Source organism: Bradyrhizobium sp. WSM471, from assembly GCF_000244915.1.
In the GTDB taxonomy this organism is placed as follows: Bacteria; Pseudomonadota; Alphaproteobacteria; order Rhizobiales; family Xanthobacteraceae; genus Bradyrhizobium.
This window is the reverse complement of record NZ_CM001442.1, coordinates 1,277,487-1,295,048: the sequence shown is the minus strand read 5'-3', so window position 1 is coordinate 1,295,048 and position 17,562 is coordinate 1,277,487. Positions and strand designations below refer to the sequence as shown.

The 17,562-nt window shown below is 63.9% G+C and carries 19 protein-coding genes; 12 read left to right on the top strand and 7 right to left on the bottom strand.

Going from position 1 to position 17,562, the window contains the following annotated elements:
* Positions 1 to 5 precede the first annotated feature (5 nt).
* The 4 genes from BRA471DRAFT_RS05940 to BRA471DRAFT_RS05925 all read right to left on the bottom strand — a co-directional run bounded on the left by BRA471DRAFT_RS05940 (position 6) and on the right by BRA471DRAFT_RS05925 (position 2,978).
* Positions 6 to 638: a TadE/TadG family type IV pilus assembly protein gene (locus BRA471DRAFT_RS05940; RefSeq protein ID WP_007605405.1), complete on the bottom strand. Its 633-nt coding sequence runs from the start codon at positions 636 to 638 to the stop codon at positions 6 to 8.
* 5 nt (positions 639 to 643) lie between these two features.
* Positions 644 to 1,216 carry a TadE/TadG family type IV pilus assembly protein gene (locus BRA471DRAFT_RS05935; protein WP_007605404.1) on the bottom strand — a complete coding sequence of 191 codons (573 nt, stop codon included), beginning with the start codon at positions 1,214 to 1,216 and terminating at the stop codon, positions 644 to 646.
* A 286-nt stretch (positions 1,217 to 1,502) separates the two neighbouring features.
* Positions 1,503 to 1,997: a pilus assembly protein N-terminal domain-containing protein gene (locus BRA471DRAFT_RS05930; RefSeq protein WP_007605403.1), complete on the bottom strand. Its 495-nt coding sequence runs from the start codon at positions 1,995 to 1,997 to the stop codon at positions 1,503 to 1,505.
* 153 nt (positions 1,998 to 2,150) lie between these two features.
* A complete protein-coding gene (locus BRA471DRAFT_RS05925) occupies positions 2,151 to 2,978 on the bottom strand; it encodes a sterol desaturase family protein (protein ID WP_007605401.1) in 828 nt (275 codons plus the stop codon).
* A gap of 261 nt (positions 2,979 to 3,239) precedes the next feature.
* On the opposite strand from BRA471DRAFT_RS05925, the gene BRA471DRAFT_RS05920 reads away from it, so the two are divergent.
* From BRA471DRAFT_RS05920 to BRA471DRAFT_RS05880, 10 genes are all read left to right on the top strand, one after another.
* Complete coding sequence (locus BRA471DRAFT_RS05920) at positions 3,240 to 3,404, top strand: Flp family type IVb pilin (protein WP_007599783.1); 165 nt, start codon at positions 3,240 to 3,242, stop codon at positions 3,402 to 3,404.
* Positions 3,405 to 3,471: 67 nt separating this feature from the next.
* A complete protein-coding gene (locus BRA471DRAFT_RS38695) occupies positions 3,472 to 3,618 on the top strand; it encodes a hypothetical protein (RefSeq protein ID WP_007605397.1) in 147 nt (48 codons plus the stop codon).
* Positions 3,619 to 3,740: 122 nt separating this feature from the next.
* A complete protein-coding gene (locus tag BRA471DRAFT_RS05915) occupies positions 3,741 to 4,265 on the top strand; it encodes a prepilin peptidase (RefSeq protein ID WP_035974674.1) in 525 nt (174 codons plus the stop codon).
* Positions 4,266 to 4,392: 127 nt separating this feature from the next.
* Positions 4,393 to 5,190 (top strand): Flp pilus assembly protein CpaB, encoded by a 798-nt coding sequence (gene cpaB, locus BRA471DRAFT_RS05910; protein ID WP_007605393.1) that lies wholly within the window; start codon positions 4,393 to 4,395, stop codon positions 5,188 to 5,190.
* An 11-nt stretch (positions 5,191 to 5,201) separates the two neighbouring features.
* Positions 5,202 to 6,677, top strand: coding sequence for a type II and III secretion system protein family protein (locus tag BRA471DRAFT_RS05905; RefSeq protein WP_007605391.1), 1,476 nt, complete (start codon positions 5,202 to 5,204; stop codon positions 6,675 to 6,677).
* Positions 6,678 to 6,694: 17 nt separating this feature from the next.
* Entirely contained in the window at positions 6,695 to 7,432 is a 738-nt protein-coding gene (locus BRA471DRAFT_RS05900) for a CpaD family pilus assembly protein (RefSeq protein ID WP_007605390.1), read from the top strand.
* On the top strand, positions 7,429 to 8,697 hold the full coding sequence (locus tag BRA471DRAFT_RS05895) for an AAA family ATPase (RefSeq protein ID WP_007605389.1): 1,269 nt from the start codon (positions 7,429 to 7,431) through the stop codon (positions 8,695 to 8,697). The genes BRA471DRAFT_RS05900 and BRA471DRAFT_RS05895 overlap by 4 nt, the downstream gene beginning before the upstream one ends.
* Positions 8,698 to 8,718: 21 nt before the next feature.
* Entirely contained in the window at positions 8,719 to 10,182 is a 1,464-nt protein-coding gene (locus BRA471DRAFT_RS05890) for a CpaF family protein (RefSeq protein ID WP_007605388.1), read from the top strand.
* Positions 10,183 to 10,198: 16 nt separating this feature from the next.
* Positions 10,199 to 11,176 carry a type II secretion system F family protein gene (locus BRA471DRAFT_RS05885; RefSeq protein ID WP_007605387.1) on the top strand — a complete coding sequence of 326 codons (978 nt, stop codon included), beginning with the start codon at positions 10,199 to 10,201 and terminating at the stop codon, positions 11,174 to 11,176.
* Positions 11,177 to 11,185: 9 nt separating this feature from the next.
* Positions 11,186 to 12,160, top strand: a complete 975-nt coding sequence (locus BRA471DRAFT_RS05880; protein WP_007605386.1) for a type II secretion system F family protein — start codon at positions 11,186 to 11,188, stop codon at positions 12,158 to 12,160.
* A 77-nt stretch (positions 12,161 to 12,237) separates the two neighbouring features.
* Here BRA471DRAFT_RS05880 and BRA471DRAFT_RS05875 read toward each other — a convergent pair whose 3' ends face one another.
* The 3 genes from BRA471DRAFT_RS05875 to BRA471DRAFT_RS05865 form a co-directional block, all read right to left on the bottom strand.
* A complete protein-coding gene (locus BRA471DRAFT_RS05875) occupies positions 12,238 to 13,065 on the bottom strand; it encodes a tetratricopeptide repeat protein (RefSeq protein ID WP_007605385.1) in 828 nt (275 codons plus the stop codon).
* A 96-nt stretch (positions 13,066 to 13,161) separates the two neighbouring features.
* Positions 13,162 to 14,697, bottom strand: a complete 1,536-nt coding sequence (locus BRA471DRAFT_RS05870) for a metallophosphoesterase (RefSeq protein ID WP_231171037.1) — start codon at positions 14,695 to 14,697, stop codon at positions 13,162 to 13,164.
* A 232-nt stretch (positions 14,698 to 14,929) separates the two neighbouring features.
* On the bottom strand, positions 14,930 to 15,133 hold the full coding sequence (locus tag BRA471DRAFT_RS05865) for a hypothetical protein (protein WP_007605381.1): 204 nt from the start codon (positions 15,131 to 15,133) through the stop codon (positions 14,930 to 14,932).
* Positions 15,134 to 15,335: 202 nt separating this feature from the next.
* On the opposite strand from BRA471DRAFT_RS05865, the gene BRA471DRAFT_RS05860 reads away from it, so the two are divergent.
* Positions 15,336 to 16,709, top strand: coding sequence for a M17 family metallopeptidase (locus BRA471DRAFT_RS05860; protein WP_007605373.1), 1,374 nt, complete (start codon positions 15,336 to 15,338; stop codon positions 16,707 to 16,709).
* Positions 16,702 to 17,556, top strand: a complete 855-nt coding sequence (locus BRA471DRAFT_RS05855) for a C40 family peptidase (protein WP_007605371.1) — start codon at positions 16,702 to 16,704, stop codon at positions 17,554 to 17,556. Before BRA471DRAFT_RS05860 ends, BRA471DRAFT_RS05855 begins: the two co-directional genes overlap by 8 nt.
* Positions 17,557 to 17,562 lie beyond the last annotated feature (6 nt).

Genomic DNA, 17,562 nt, shown 5'->3' with positions numbered 1-17,562 from the left:
TACGGCTAACACGCTGCATTGTTGTAACGAACGCAGGTGACCTGGCGCGGCCGCGTGTAGGAGACATCGCTCATCGTGATGCCCGACTTCAGGACGAACTTGACGGAAGGCGTGTAGAGGTAACTTGCCTGACTGAAGATGAGGTAGGTCGACGGGATCAAGAGCGTCGGCGGAATCATCGAGGTGACCGTGGTACCAGCAGCCAGAGCCGGGGGCGGCGCCGTCAGCGTGGCCTGCGTCGCACCGTTGGCAATGGTGGCGGACTTGCTCCATTGGATCTTGGCGACACTGCTTGAATCGATTTTGATCTGAACCACCGTGCCGTTCACGAGCGTAGCGTCGTAAGGCATGATCATCGATATGCTTGCGGTGAACGTGTCCTGCATGTCGCCATCGTCGACCCCCGTCGACTGCGACGTCAAATCGGACAGAGTCCGTGCAATCATTGTGACTTTGCGATTGATCGCCACGGCCGATGAAAATTCGACGGTCCCGAAGAACATCACAAGCATCAGCGGCACGATGACCGCGAACTCGGTCGCCGCGATCGCACGCCTGTCGGCGAGGAAGCCGCGCACGGAGCTACGGGCATTCCTCCAGATATTCGCAATCGCCTGCATCTGTCCGCCCGGGTCCATCTGTCTCAGAAGGGTTCATTCTTGAAGGCCGCGGTCGCAATCAGCAGCCGCTTGTTGCCGCAGCCCATGTTGAAGCCAAGGCCAGTGACGAAGAGCGGCCACTGATAGAACAGCCGCACCACGACGACCTGGTTGGCGGCCCCGGCACTGTACTGCACGCCGGTTGGATTGAAGCTGCAGGAATTGCCATAATTGGTGAGGCTTAGCGCTCCGAACGAGTTTGTACTCACCACGTCGACGTAGAGCTTGCTGCAATCAAACAGAGCCGGGATCTGGCTGCAGACGTAAGCCTTGAACGTCGTTTGCGAGCAGGGTGTACTGACGCCGGAGACCGCGCAGGCCGTTAGCGTGCCGCCTTGCGCCTGCCCGGTCAGCAGCACGCGCGCAGAATTCTGCGAGGCACTCTCGAGCACCTGGCTCGCCAAGAACATCAGCGCCGACTCGATGATGGCGAACAGCAACGCGAAGAACATCGGCGCGACCAGCGCGAACTCGACGGCTGCGGAGCCGCGGCGGCTGCCACGAAACCGGCGCAACGTGGCGAGGAGCGTGAATCTCGTAGGTGCAGGCGAAGGCATCAAATTCCCCAGCAGCAGCAATCATCTGCCATGTTCAATAGCGGAAACTGATTGTTTAAGTGTTTCAGGCGATCCGCACCCGGCGGCCCGGGCCGTTAAGGCCGCGTTAACCGCGAACGACCCAGACCATGGAGACGAGAGCATGGAGACGAGGACGCGGAGAGAGAAACTCGCGCGCGTGCGGCGGGCGAGGACGATCCTTGCCCCGGCAAACCCGCCAATCAAACTCGCTGGTTGGTCTTACTTGGTTGGTCTTGGTCAGTTCGTCTTGGTCAGTTCGTCTTGGTCAATTCGTCTTGGCGCCCGCACCGGCACTGCCGCTGGCCGAGCTGCTCAACGAACCGGCCTGGCTCATCGCGCTGTTGAAGTAGGTGTCGCTGTCGCCGAGCGTCACGCGGCGCTGGCAAAGCGGCGCGCAGCTATAGGACTCGCGTTCGATCCCGCGATAGACGGTAACGAGCCGATCGCTCGGACCTTCGACCTGGATCTGGCGGTCGACCAGGATCTCGCCGCCCCGGTCGAGCGCGATGAAATTGGTGGCGCCATAACCCTTTCCGGTGACGACGATCATGCCGCCGGGCTGGAGCGTGACGTCGGCGATCAGGGGATTGCCGACCACGATGGTTGCCACCTTGCCAGGCAGTCGCACCAGCTTGGCCTGGTCGACATTGACGGCGATGGCATCGGCGGACTCGGCAACGACGGCAGCCGGCGATGCCAGCACCGCGGCCGCAACCAGAAGACAGACGCGCGCATGACGGCGCAGCAGTTGTTTACGCATACTCTTACCCCCGGGACGTCACAAACCGGCAGAAGCGATCAGATAACAGCCGAGCCGGTGCCCGACCCGGCTAACCTGCCCTCAATTCGTGAACGTTCCGCAAATTCGCCGACTATTGTTTGAACGGACTGGCGTTTCGCGGCCCTCGAGAACCTAGCGGCGGAACGGATAGGCAAGCTGCCCTCCGATTTCCTTCGGCATGGTGGCTTCATCCTTGCCGTAATCCTGCGGCAGTTGCCCCTCAGGCATGCGGAAAGTGCCGAACAGCACGTCCCAGATCGGGAACGTGCCGGCAAAATTGGTGTCGCCGCCCTCTGCGAGCGCGGTGTGGTGCCAGCGGTGGAACACCGGCGTCGCCAGCACATATTTGAACGGCCCGAAGGTCCAGTTCAGGTTGGCGTGCACGAAGGCCGAATGGAAGGTCGTGAACGGGGCGAGCCAGACCATGGCGTTCGGCGAAATGCCGGCCATCAGCAGCACGACGTCGACCGCGATGGTACCGAGCACGAGATTGACGGGATGGAAGCGGGCCGCAGAAATCCAGCTGATCTCCTCCGAGGAGTGATGGATCGCGTGGTACTTCCAGAACCCGCCGCCGTGGAACAGCCGGTGCAGCCAGTACAGCATGAAATCGGATAGCACCAGGAACAGCATGGCCTGGACCCAGAGCGGCAATAGCGCCAGCGGGCCGTGGCCATTGTCGTAGAAGGCGATGAGCCCGTCGGCATCATGGATGTTGAAGACGAAGCTCGCACCGACGATCAGAAGGCCGATCCGCATGACGCGTGCGAACACCGGAACGACAAACCAGTAGCAGATGTCCGTGACGATCTCCCGCTTGCGCCACCAAGGCACGCCGGGATTGCAGGCCCAGACATGCTCCAGCACGGTGAAGACCACCGCGAGTGCGAAGGTCGTGGGGATCACCTTCGCGATGGTCTCGCCGAGCATCAGGGCGATTTCCATGGGCAGGCTCGACATTGTCGCCTCTCTTGCGAATTGCTGGTCCCGCCTACGCGTACTCCCCCAAATTTAAGGGACGGTGAAGCCGGTGCTGCGCTTGCTGCACATCCGGAACCGGAACGAATTGCAGCTGGTTGCCTTAAGGGGAAATTCACTCTGGCCAGCGGCAAGCGGGTTTGCCCGATCGAATTAACTCTCCCGAAAGAGCTCGGATCTCATGGTCGTTGCGTCAAGCACAGCGCCGAACGAGGCGATCCCACCCCAGATGGAGTTTTGTTCATGAAGAACCTGATTGCGCGTTTCGCGAAAGATGAATCCGGCGCCACCGCCATCGAATACGGTCTGATCGCCGCCGGCATCGCGCTGGCCATCATCACCGTCGTCAACAATCTCGGCACCACGCTGAACGCCAAGTTCACCTCGATCAGCAGCTCGCTGAAGTAGGCGATCGACGAACGACTGCAAAAGCCCCGGGCCTCCGGGGCCTTTGTTTTTCAGACGGCGAGTTACAGTGGCGTTCAGCAAGTACAGAACCGATGCCGCGGTCGCGGCAAACGCGGCGGAGGCGGCGCAGACCGGCTCGCCGGCTTACTGGGTCTGTCTGGCACTGCTGCTTGCGACCGTCGCGCTCGCCGCACGCATCGCCTGCCTCTGGTGAGCACGCATTCGGCTGGTTCCGCCCCTCGAGACCGCCGCCGCCGTTTTCGGTTTGTTTAGCACTGCCGGCTAGAATCCGGCGACGCCAGCTCCGCGGCAAACCCAGGCCTCATGACGCAGCCCATGATCCTCGACCTTGCGCGCCTTCTGCTCTTCCCGGCCCTGATGGCGTTTGCCGCCGCAAGCGATCTCTTCACGATGACGATCTCTAACCGCGTATCGCTGGCGCTGGTCGCCGGCTTTTTCGCGCTCGCTCTCGCCGGTGGCATGGCACCTTACGAGATGCTGAGCCATGTCGGCGCCGGCGCGCTCGTCCTGGTCGTGGCCTTTACCTGTTTTGCGATGGGCTGGGTCGGCGGCGGCGATGCCAAGGTGGCGGCCTCCGTCGCGCTTTGGTTCGGGTTCGCACAGCTGATGAACTTCCTGCTCTACGCCTCGCTGTTCGGCGGGGCGCTGACGCTGCTCCTGCTCCAGTTCCGGCAGTGGCCGCTGCCTTACGGGCTGGCGGGCCAGACCTGGCTCGCGCGGCTGCACGCCAAGGAGAGCGGCATTCCCTACGGCATCGCGCTCGCACTGAGCGCGCTGATGGTCTACCCGGAGACCGAATGGGTGAAGGCGATCGACCTCGCTCACCTCGCATTGCGCTGAACGCATCGGGTAAACCCGGCGTTAAGCCGATTTAGATACGCCTCATTAACCATGCTTTGACGAATAGCTGGTCAACTGCCGATTACGGCGGCGTCAGCGTCGCGGCGTTTGTTGGAAAGTGAAGCGTATGAATAGGGCACGCATTGTCGTCCTGACGGTCGCCATCTGCGCCGGCGGTGTCGCCGCGTATCTGGCGAGCGGCTCGGACAATTCTGCACCGCCTCCGGCTCCGGTCGCGCAGCTTCCCACCGTCGACGTCCTGGTCGCGAAGAACGACATCGGCCTCGGCCAGACCGTCAAGCCGGAAGACGTGCAATGGCAGACCTGGCCGTCCGCGACCGCCAGCACCACCTTCATCCGCCGCAACGAGCGCCCCGAGGGGGTAACCCAGGTCACCGGCTCGATCGCACGATCCCCCTTCATCCAGGGTGAGCCGATCCGGGACCAGAAGCTGGTCAAGGCCGAAGGCTCCGGCTTCATGGCGGCAATCCTGCCAACCGGCATGCGGGCGATCTCGACCGAGATCTCGCCGGAAACCGGCGCAGGCGGCTTCATCCTCCCCAACGACCGCGTCGACGTGCTTCTGACGCGCCGTCTCAAAAACCCGGACCAGAGCAGCGGCGCTCCCGATGTCATCACGTCCGAGATCATCCTGGCCAATATCCGCGTCCTGGCCATCGACCAGGCTCCCAAGGAGAAGGACGGGCAGAACGCGGTGGTCGGCAAGACCGTCACCCTCGAACTCAATCCGGCGCAGACTGCGACGCTCTCCTCCGCACGTCAGAGCGGCACGCTATCGCTGGCGCTGCGCAGTATCGTCGACGTCAAGCTGAGCGAGATCACGCTCGATGACTCCGCACAGAAGCGCGAGGGCGTTTCGATCATTCGGTACGGTATCCCAAGCTCGACGGCGAAGGCACGATGAGGACTGTCGACATGAAATGCAGGGCGAATTTGGCGACGATGCGAACCCATGTGGTCCGCGCCCTGTCGTTTTCGGCCGCCGTCGCGCTCGCGCTCAACCCGGTGCTGACCCCTGTGGTCGCCGCCGACTATCGCCCTGTCGCGCAGGCTGCGGCCGACGGTCAGATGAACGCGCGATTCCTCTCGCTCGGCATCGGCAAGTCGATCGTGATCGACCTTCCGCGCGACATCAAGGACGTGCTTGTCGCCGATCCGAAGATCGCCAATGCGGTCGTCCGCTCGGCGCAGCGTGCCTACATCATCGGCGCCTCGATCGGGCAGACCAACATCGTGTTCTTCGATTCCGCCGGCCAGCAGATCGCGGCCTATGACATCGCGGTCAAGCGCGACCTCAACGGCGTGCGGGCCGCGCTGAAACAGGTCCTGCCGAACTCAGACATCCAGATCGACGGGCTAGGCGACGGCATCATCTTGACCGGCTCGGCGGCGAATCCAGCCGAAGCCCAGCAGGCCAACGACCTCGCAGTGCGCCTCGCCGGCGGCCCCGAGAAGGTCGTGAACTCGATCGTGGTCCGCGGCCGCGATCAGGTCATGCTCAAGGTGACGGTCGCGGAAGTCCAGCGCAGCATCGTCAAGCAGCTCGGAATCGACCTCACCGCCAACCTCAGCTACGGCACCTCGGTCGTCAGCTTCAGCAACTCCAATCCGTTCACGGCTCTCGGCCACAACCTCGTCGACGGCAATAACCTGACCACGAAGTTCGGCGCGGCCCCGTCGGTGCAGGCCACACTGCGTGCGATGGAGACCGCGGGCGTGATCCGGACGCTGGCCGAACCGAATCTGACCGCGATCTCCGGTGAATCGGCAACGTTCATTGCCGGCGGTGAATTTCCGGTGCCTGCGGGCTATGCGTGCGACCCCACCACGCACGTCTGTACCACCCAGATCAGCTTCAAGAAGTTCGGCATCTCGCTCAACTTCACCCCCGTCGTTCTCACCGAGGGCAAGATCAGCCTGCGGGTGATGACCGAGGTGTCCGAGCTCTCGAACGAAAACGCGATCACGCTGTCCCAGGCCGTGACCTCGACCTCGGTCAACTCGCTCACGGTGCCCTCGATCAAGACCCGCCGCGCAGAAACCTCGCTGGAAATTCCCTCAGGCGGCGCGATGGCGATGGCCGGCCTGATCCAGCAGCAGACCAAGCAAGCGGTCAGCGGACTGCCGGGTCTGATGCAGCTCCCGATCCTCGGCACGCTGTTCCGTAGCCGCGACTTCGTCAACAACGCGACCGAGCTGGTCGTGATCGTGACGCCCTACATCGTTCGCGCAGTTGCGCAAAAGGATCTATCGCGGCCGGATGACGGCTTCTCCGCGCCGGCTGATCCGCAGGCCGAACTGCTCGGCAACATCAACCGCATCTACGGCGTGCCCGGCCGGACGGAACCGGCCAAGAACTACCGCGGCACCTACGGCTTCATCACCGACTGAGGCGGAACGGGGACTTCATGAAGATTACTAGACCACCCCAGATTCGCAGACGCGCCATCCACCTCGGCGGCGCGCTCGTCGGCGTGGCGCTCGCCCTTGGCGGTTGCCAGCACGACGAAGCGGTCACGGCCTCCATTCCCGACGACTACAAGCAGCGCCATCCGATCGCGATCGAGGAGCAGAATCGCTCCATCGTCGTCTTCGTCGGCCATGCTCGCGGCGGCTTGACCGCCGCCCAGCGCGCCGACGTGATGGGCGTCGCGTCGGCCTGGATGCACGAAGGCACCGGCGCGATCCGGATCGACGTACCGTCCGGCACGCCCAACGCGCGTCCGGTCGCGGATACCATGCGCGAAATCCAGGCAATGCTGTCGGCGGCGGGCGTTCCGCCGCGCGGCATCAGCGCCCGCTCTTACCAGCCGGAAGACAAGCGCTTCCTGCCGCCGATCCGGCTCACCTATTCCAAGATCGCTGCAGTCGCGGGTCCCTGCGGCCTGTGGCCGGAAGATATCGGCCCTTCGATGAAGAACAAGAGCTGGTTCGAGAACAAGGACTATTACAATTACGGCTGCGCCTATCAGCGCAACCTCGCAGCGATGGTCGACAATCCGTCGGATCTCGAGCAGCCGCGGCCCGAAACGCCGTCCTACACGCCGCGGCGGACCGCTGCGTTCGAGAAGTATCGCAAGGGAATGCCGACGGCGGTCGCCTATCCTGAGGCCGACAAGGCCAAACTCAGCGACACCGGCAGATGATCAGCTACGCTCGCCAGCCCCAAGAAGAACAGTCCGAGGCATCGCTCCCGCCGGTCGAGGAGCATATTGCACCGGCGCCCCGCGTTTCCGTCCAGGCTTTCTGCGAGACCGTGGAAACGGCGGCCGCCGTGCAGTCGGCCGGCGAAGATCGCCGTCTCGGCAAGGCTCATCTGAAGATCCAGATGGGCGGTATGGCGGCTGCGGTGGAAGCCTACCGCTCGGCACCCACGCCGAACGTGATCGTGCTCGAAAGCGACGGCCGCAACGACCTCCTGGGCGGGCTCGACCATCTCGCGACCGTCTGCGACGCCGGCACCCGCGTGGTCGTGATCGGCCGCATCAACGACGTCATGCTCTACCGCGAGCTGGTGCGCCGCGGCGTCAGCGACTACGTGCTCGCGCCGGTCGGCGCGATCGACGTCGTGCGCTCGATCTGCAACCTGTTCTCGGCGCCGGAAGCCAAGGCCGTCGGCCGCATCATCGCCGTGGTCGGCGCCAAGGGCGGCGTCGGCGCGTCAACCATCTCCCACAATGTCGCCTGGGCGATCGCCCGCGATCTCGCGATGGACGCGGTCGTCGCCGACCTCGACCTCGCCTTCGGCACTGCCGGACTCGACTACAACCAGGATCCACCGCAGGGCATTGCCGACGCCGTGTTCTCGCCCGATCGCGTGGACACCGCCTTCATCGACCGCCTTCTGTCGAAATGCACCGACCACCTCAGCCTGCTGGCGGCGCCGGCGACGCTCGACCGGGTCTACGATTTCGGCGCCGACGCCTTCGATGCCGTGTTCGACACGCTGCGCTCCACCATGCCCTGCATCGTGCTCGACGTTCCGCACCAATGGTCGGGCTGGACCAAACGCGCCCTGATCGGAGCGGACGACATCCTGATCGTGGCGGCGCCCGACCTCGCCAATTTGCGCAACACCAAGAACATGTTCGATCTCCTGAAGGCCGCGCGCCCCAACGACCGGCCGCCGCTCTACTGTTTGAACCAGGTCGGGGTACCGAAACGGCCCGAAATCGCCGCGGCGGAGTTCGCCAAGGCGATCGAGAGCCAGCCGGTCGTCTCAATCCCGTTCGAGCCGCAGATCTTCGGCTCGGCGGCCAACAACGGCCAGATGATCGCGGAGATCTCGGCCAACCATAAGTCGATCGAGATGTTCCTTCAGATCGCCCAGCGCCTGACCGGCCGCAGCGAAACGAAGAAGCAAAAGTCGTCCCTGCTTTCACCCCTGATTGACAAGTTGCGGGGAAAATAGGTCGCCGCATGGAGTTCTTAAGTGTTCGGTAAGCGTAGCGGAACAGACGCCGACGTCCGGGCCCCCAAGCCCGGTGCCGTGTCGCCAGAGCCTGCACAGGTTCAGGCGCCCGCCGTGTCGCGCGTGCCGCCGCCGCCGGCAGTCTCCTCGCCGCCGCTCGCCCCGGCGAAGCCTGCGCCGACCATGGAAGCCCGCCGCTCGGACAATTATTACGAGGTCAAGGCGACCATCTTCGGCGCGCTGATCGAGGCCATCGACCTCGCCCAGCTCGCCAAGCTCGATTCGGAGTCCGCGCGCGAGGAAATCCGGGACATCGTCAACGAGATCATCGCGATCAAGAATATCGTGATGTCGATCGCCGAGCAGGAAGAGCTGCTTGACGACATCTGCAACGACGTCCTCGGCTACGGTCCGCTCGAGCCGCTGTTGTCGCGCGACGACATCGCCGACATCATGGTCAACGGCGCCGACACCGTCTACATCGAGGTCGCCGGCAAGATCCAACGCACCGGTATCCGCTTCCGCGACAATCAGCAGCTCCTCAACATCTGCCAGCGTATCGTCAGCCAGGTCGGCCGGCGCGTCGACGAATCCTCGCCGATCTGCGACGCGCGCCTGGCCGATGGCTCCCGCGTCAACGCCATCGTGCCCCCGCTGTCGATCGACGGCCCCACGCTCACGATCCGCAAGTTCAAGAAGGACAAGCTGACGCTCGATCAGCTCGTCAAGTTCGGGGCAATCTCGCCGGAGGGCGCGGAAATCCTCCAGATCATCGGCCGGGTCCGCTGCAACGTGCTGATCTCCGGCGGTACCGGCTCTGGCAAGACCACGTTGCTTAACTGCCTGACCAACTACATCGAACACGACGAGCGCGTCATCACCTGCGAAGACGCCGCCGAACTCCAGCTGCAACAGCCGCACGTGGTGCGACTGGAAACCCGCCCGCCCAACATCGAGGGCGAGGGCCAGGTCACCATGCGCGAGCTGGTGCGCAACTGCCTGCGTATGCGTCCCGAGCGCATCATCGTCGGCGAAGTCCGCGGACCCGAGGCGTTCGACCTGCTCCAGGCCATGAACACCGGCCATGACGGCTCGATGGGCACGCTGCACGCCAACAATCCGCGCGAAGCGCTATCGCGCTGCGAATCCATGATCACGATGGGCGGCTTCTCCCTGCCTTCACGCACCATCCGCGAGATGATCTGCGCCTCGATCGACGTCATCGTCCAGGCCGCGCGCCTGCGCGACGGTTCGCGCCGCATCACCCACATCACCGAAGTGATGGGCATGGAAGGCGACACCATCATCACCCAGGACGTCTTCCTCTACGACATGGTCGGCGAGGACGCCAACGGCAAGATCATCGGCCGGCACCGGTCGACCGGAATCGGCCGCCCGAAATTCTGGGAACGCGCCCGCTATTACGGCGAAGAGAAGCGCCTTGCCGCGGCGCTCGACGCCGCGGAAGTGGCGCCCCCGACGTGAGCAGGTCAGCGCAGCCATGAACATGCAAGCCCTTGCCCTCGCCTTCCTTGCCACCGCGACTGTCGGCGGCCTCGCCTGGGTCTTCCTTTATCCAATGCTGTCCGGGGAACGGAAGGCCGAGAGCCGCCGCGCCTCGATCGCGCGGGCCGAGGCGCCCACGGCCCGCGCGGCCGAGAAGACGCAGCGCTCGCGGCGCGAGCAGGTCGAAACCTCGCTCAAGGATCTCGAGGCGCGGCGCCAGCAGGAGAAGAGCGTACCGCTCAGTGTTCGCCTGTCGCAGGCCGGCCTCGACTGGGCGCCGCAGAAATTCTGGATCGTGTCCGCCGTCGTGGCGGGCGTGCTGTTCGCAGTCGCCTTGTTCATCGGCGGCGGCCTGCTCGGTGCCGCCGGCTTCGCTTTTGCCGGCGGGCTCGGTCTGCCCCGCTGGGCGCTCAGCTTCCTGAAGAAGCGCCGTGAAAACAAGTTCCTGGCCGCCTTGCCCGATGCCGTTGACGTCATCGTCCGCGGCATCAAGGCGGGCCTGCCGCTGTTCGAATCGATCAAGGTGGTCGCCGCCGACGCGCCAGAGCCGCTGCGCTCCGAGTTTCTGTCCATCATCGAGACGCAGGCGATCGGAATGCCGCTCGGCGAGGCCTGCACGCGACTCTACGATCGCATGCCGCTGCCCGAGGCCAATTTCTTCGGCATCGTCATCTCGATCCAGCAGAAATCGGGCGGCAACCTCTCCGAAGCGCTCGGTAACCTGTCCAAGGTGCTGCGCGACCGCAAGAAGATGAAAGAGAAGATCCAGGCGATGTCGATGGAAGCCAAGGCCTCGGCCGGCATCATCGGTTCGCTGCCGCCTATCGTGATGTTTCTCGTCTACCTCACGACGCCGGGATATATCTCGATGCTTTGGACTCATCCCACGGGCCAGCTCATGCTGGTCGGCTGCGTCGTCTGGATGTCGATCGGCATCATGGTGATGAAGAAGATGATCAATTTCGACTTCTGATGGTGCCTTATGGTAGAGTTCCTCGTAGCGAAACTTCACGATGTCCATTTCATGACGATGCTGCTGGCGGCCATTGCCGCCAGCGCCACCGTCTATACACTGGTGATGCCGCTGTTCGCAGGCGAAGGCCTTTCCAAGCGCATGAAGGCGGTGGCGAACGAACGTGAGCGCATCCGGCAGCGCGAGCGCGAGCGCCTCCACAAGAGTGAGAAAGTCTCGCTGCGCCAGACGCCGAAGCAGCTCGTCTCGAAGGTCGTCGATGACTTCAACCTGACCAAATGGCTCGCGCAGGAAGCTGCGCGGGACAAGCTCATCATGGCGGGCTATCGAGGCCAGGCGCCCTACATCACCTTCCTGTTTGCCCGCCTGGTTGCCCCGATCGTGCTGTTCGTCGGTTCGGTCGTCTACGTGTTCCTGATCGCGCACATGCAGCAGTCGATGCCGATCAAGATCGGCATCTGCGTCGGTGCGGCCTATCTCGGACTTCAGGCGCCGATGCTGTTCCTCAGGAACGCGATTTCCAAGCGCCAACTCTCGATCAAGCGCGCCTTTCCCGATGCGCTCGACCTGCTCCTGATCTGCATCGAATCCGGCATGTCGGTCGAGATGGCGTTCCGGAAGGTCGCGGTCGAAATCGTGACCCAGTCGATCGCGCTGTCGGAGGAGTTCACCCTGACCACGGCCGAGCTGTCCTATTTGCAGGATCGCAAGGTCGCCTACGAGAACCTTGCGCGGCGCACCGGGCTCGAGGGCGTGAAGTCGGTATGTCTCGCGCTCCAGCAGGCGGAGCGTTACGGAACCCCGCTCGGCCAATCCTTGCGAGTGATGGCGCAGGAAAACCGGGACATGCGCATGAACGAAGCCGAGAAAAAGGCCGCAGCACTGCCGCCGAAGCTGACGGTACCGATGATCCTGTTCTTCCTGCCGGTGCTGTTCGTCGTCATTCTCGGACCTACGGGCATCAAGGTCACCGAGATGCAGTGACGCTAGACGTGGACCGGCGTACGGTCCGCGGACGCCCCTTCAAGACTGGAAACCAAGATTGGAAGATTCACGTCTGATCAGTCGGACTGGCCGAGCGAGGCGACCGGCGTCCGCTTCGGCGCACCACGCCGGACGTCGCTGCGGGTCAGCATTTCCTTGAGATAGGCGACATTGGCCGCAGCCTGGTCCGGCGGCAGGTCCGCCTTCACGATGGTCTCGGCTTCGGCGAAACGGCCCTGGAGACCGACGACCAGACCGAGATTCTGCCGCACCCGCGCGCTTGCGTGCGGCGAGGCATAGGCTTGCCGCAGCGCGTCTTCGGCCTTCGGCAGATCTCTCGACAACATGTAGGACAGGCCGAGATTGGAGAGCACTCCGGGATCGCCAGGCGCGATCTTGAGCGCACTCGCGTAATAGGAGCGCGCTTCCTCGTGACGGCCCATCTGATCGAGTGCGGTACCCTGCACCGAGAGCAGGCGCCAATCCGGATTATCGGGCGAATGCGCCTTCGACAGCACGTCGAAGGCTTGCTGGAAATTGCCGTTGTCGGAGAGCGCGCGGCCGTATTGGGCCATCAGCGCCTTGTTGCCGGGATTGGCGATGGTCGCCTGCTCGAGCACGGCGGCGGCCTGGGCACGCTGGCCGTTGGCGCGCAGGGCTTGGCCGTAGGCCAACGCCGCGTCGGCGTCCTTGGGATTGGCGCGATAGCGCTCGCCATAGACTTCAGCGGCGCGCGCGGGATCGGTGGGAGCGGCTTCCGCCCGCGGCCCGACCGAGCCCGTGACGTCGGAGAGTTTCGACATTGCCGTGCAGCCGCCGAGGCCCATGGCCACCGCCGCGACGAGCGAGGTGGACGCAAGAAGCCGGGCAAGACTTAATCGCTCACGACTGAACCGTTGACGCATGACGCTTTGACTCTCGAGCCGATTGATCGAGCCGAACGCGCCAGCAATAGACTGTTAACCCTAACGGCGGGTTAATGCCCCGATCCGCGCCCGTCACTACGGCGTCTGCGGAGGCATCTTGCCGCCAAGACCCGGATCGAGGCCGAGCGCCTTCGCCTGCTCGTTCAGGTCCCGCAGCAATTGCAGTCGTTGCCGCGTCTCGATCTCGACATCGATGTCCGGGCGCACGCCCCTCGGCAATTCGCGTCGAAGATCGTCACGATTGACCAGACGCCTCGTGCGGAGCTCGTCGAGCTGCACGTCGTCGATGCCGAGCACATTTGCAGATTGCTCGATCAGTCGGCGCAGTAGTGATGTCACCGCGGCTGCGGCCTCGACCTCATGCTTACGTGCAGATCTCGAGAACTTGCTTTCCAGATCGGCCCAGACATGAGAGGTGACGAGATAAACGTGGAGCAAATTGGCCCAATCCACCTCGCCGTCGGCATAGAAGGCGCGGCGCAGCAGGAGCCGGCGCGCGAATGCTGCGACCTGATCCGGTTTCAGCGTCGTGCATGCGTCGATCTCGATGCCCGACTGGACGGCCGGATCTCGGGAAAAATCCCGTCCAGCCGGCAGCCTGACGACGCCGTGCGGCAGGTTGGAATCGAGCGGCCTGAAGACAGCATCCTTGCGCGGACGTGAGTAGCGGGCGATCGCGAAGCGATACTCGGTGCGGTCGCCATGGGACATCGGGCCGAAATGGATGACGTTGAAGCCGGCATCGTCACCGGCCTGCCCGGTCGACGACGGACAGGACAAGACGTAGATCGTGCGCCAGAATGCTTCATCGCTCTCACTCGACGTGACGCGCGGATCGGGAATCGAATAGCGCGTCAGCCCTTCGACATGCCGGTGTCCGTGCAGAACCAGATCGACATTGAGCGATGTCGCCGCTTCGAGGAAGGTCGCGGGGGCGGCGAGATACATCAGCGGCTCGTCGGGCACACCGAGAAACCGCTTTCCTTCTCCGGTCGCCTGCGGCAGTGGATGATGGTGCAGCGCCAGCACGCGCACGAGATTTTCCACCGGCTCGGCATAATCGGCGCGGCCGCCCGACCCGAGGCTGCCCGCGAGCTCGACGCTCAGCCGCGCGGAATCCGAAACCATGGCGTTATAGGCGCTCTGGTCGACGTTGCCGCTCGCGAGCGTCGTGAGGCTCGCGCGGTTGGAATCCAGCAGCACCAGATCTAGGCCGGCCTGACGGTAGTAGACGCTCTTCGAGGTGCGCGGCAAGTGCAGGTAATCATAGACGTCGTGGCGGCCTGCACGCTGGCTCGGGCGCTTGACGTCGTGATTTCCGGCAATTGCCTGGATGTCGGTGAACAGCCCGGTCTGCCGGAAGGACGCAATGACGGCGAGCGCTTCGTCGAGCGCAGGCGGCGTCGGATCGTCCACGATATCGCCGGTGATCAGCAGGATGCGATCGGGAACATCCGCGAAGTCCGCCATCCTCTCGCGAATTGCGGCATTGAGCGTCTCGATGGTCGCAAGCAGTCGACCAGACCCGTCCAGATGCAGGTCGGAAATCTGTACGATGACGAACGATCTATCCATTTTGCGTCGCTTATTCGCGAATGCCGCGCCGCGCAAACGATGAGAAAAATGCCTTCGACGATCAGGTTCAATCCGGTATCAGCCCGGGCCATGATGAGCCGGGGTATGAATCGACTCTCGCCACGTACAGAACCGCACGACACAATCTAAAATATTGGCCAATAATGCCACAACCGCAACGCTAGTAAAGCCCTGTGGCCGCTCTTGCGCGAACGGCAGCTCTCAGCATGAGATACGGGCCTGCCCAATGGAGGTTTCGCTCACCCGATCAATATTCGATGGCGAGCCGTTTGCGGATTTCGTCAATGCGCTTGTCGAGCGCATCGAACCGCGCGTGAACGGAGCGGTCGTGGAGATAGAAGACGTAACCACCGGCTAGGAACGCGAATATCCAATGATGATGCTCGACATAGCCAAAGATCGCCTCGACCGCCTGGCCGACGAATGTGACCACGCTCCACACAAATTCCATTGCATTTCCTCCCGGCCGGCTTTGTCGGCGGCCGCCGGAGATCTCCGCACCTGACGGCCGTTGCCGGAACCTAGCATGGCCCCCTTGCTGCGAGTAGCGGATCGCCGAACGGTGGCAGCAAAGCTGATTGCAGCGGCGGCGAAACTCTGCGAAATCTCGTCCGTTCGTATGACCCGCTCGATCTCACGATCCGGACCCGCCAATGCCTTCTGTCTTCGAGACGTCGCCTACCGCCATCCCGATCACCTTCGTCACCAAATCGAGTTGGGATCAGGTCGCCGAGCGGCTACCGGCGGCGCAACGCCAGTTCGCCACCGCGAACGCCTTTACCGCAAAGCCGGGCGGCTATCTCGCGCTGCCCGCGCCCGATGGCTCGATCGCGCAAGTGCTGTTCGGCCTCGAGGAGGAAGGTGCAGGATCGAGCGACCTGTTCCGACCGGGCGCCCTGCCCGGCCTGCTGCCGCCGGGCATTTATCGCTTCGCCAATGCGCCGCACGATGCACGGCTGGCCGCACTCGCCTTCGCGCTCGGCAGCTACCGCTTCGCCCGGTACCGCAAGGCGGATCGCCCCGAGGTCCGCCTCGTGCCCCCCGACGGCGTCGACGCGACCGAGATCAACCGCATGGCGGACGCCGCAATGCTGGCGCGCGACCTCATCAACACGCCGGCCAATGACATGGGGCCGGAGGAGCTGGCCGCAGTTGCGCAGGATCTCGCCGCCCAATTCGGTGCAAGCTTTGCCTGCACCATCGGTGATGACTTGAAGACGAATTTTCCGCTGATCCACGCCGTCGGCATGGCCTCGGACCGCGCGCCGCGGCTGATCGACATCGGCTGGGGCGACCCGGCTCATCCCAAGGTGACGCTGGTCGGCAAGGGCGTCTGCTTCGACACCGGCGGGCTCGACCTGAAGCCGTCGAGCGGCATGCTGATCATGAAGAAGGACATGGGAGGCGCCGCCAACGTGCTGGCGCTGGCCCGCATGGTGATGGATGCGAAGCTGAAGGTGCGACTGCGCGTGCTGATTCCGGCCGTGGAGAACGCGGTCGCGGGCAATGCCTTCCGCCCGCTCGACATCTTCACCTCGCGCAAGGGCATCACGGTCGAGATCGGCAATACGGACGCGGAGGGGCGGCTGGTGCTCGCCGACGCGCTGGCGCTGGCGGACGAGGAAAAGCCGGACCTGCTGATCGATCTCGGCACGCTGACGGGAGCGGCACGCGTCGCGCTGGGGCCGGATTTACCGCCGTTTTACACCAATGATGAGACGCTTGCCGCCGACGTCGCACGATGCGCGGTGAGGGAGAACGATCCGTTGTGGCGCATGCCGCTGTGGCCGCCTTACGATGCGTGGCTGGACTCCAAGACGGCCACCATCACCAACGCACCATCCGGCGGCTTTGCCGGCTCGATTATCTGCGCGCTGTTCCTGCAACGCTTCGTCGAACAGGCCAGGAGCTGGCTGCATGTCGACATCTACGGCTGGACGCCGTCGGCGAAGCCCGCACGCCCCGAGGGCGGCGAATGCCAGGCCGCGCGTGCGATCTACACATTGCTGAGCGAGCGCTATGCCTGATCCAGGACATGACCCAAGGCTGACACCGGCGCGGGGCGACCTCGCCGCGAAATATCTCGAAGGCAAGGTGCAGGCGCATCGCTTCGTCACGGGCGAGGAATTCGAGATAGTCGAGGCGATCGCGCCCGTGCGCGAACAGCCGTCGCCGAACGCGATGCTGATGACACAAGCGTTGCGCGGCGAGCGCGTCACGGTCTACGACCGCAACGGCGAAGGCTGGGCGTGGGGTCAGCTTTCCGGTGACGGCTATGTCGGCTGGCTGCCGGACGCAGCGCTCATGAAGCCCGCGGCCGCGCCGACCCACATGGTCAGTGCTTTACGAACCTTTGCCTTCCCGGGTCCCTCGATCAAGCTGCCGCCGGCAGAGACGCTGGTGATGGGGTCGAAGATCGCGGTTGCACGCGAGGACGGCAGCTTCGCCGTGACGCGCGACGGACAATATCTGCCGAAGGCTCATCTCGTCCCGCTTGGCCATCGCGAGCCCGATTTCGTCGCAGTCGCCGAGCGTTTCGTCGGCACGCCCTATCTCTGGGGTGGCAAGAGCAGCCTCGGCGTCGATTGCTCCGGTCTCGTCCAGGTCTCGCTGACATCAGCGGGCATCGGCTGCCCGCGCGACAGCGACATGCAGCAGGCCGGCCTCGGCCGTGCGCTGGAACCGCATGAGCGAAGCAGCTTGCTCCGCGGCGATCTGATCTTCTGGAAGGGGCATGTCGCCATCGTCCGTGATGGCAGCACCATGGTTCACGCCAATGCGCATCACATGGCGACGGTGATCGAACCGGTCGAGCCGGCCATCGCAAGGATCAGGCAAGCCGGCAGTGAGGTCACCGCGATCAAGCGGCTCTGACGGACG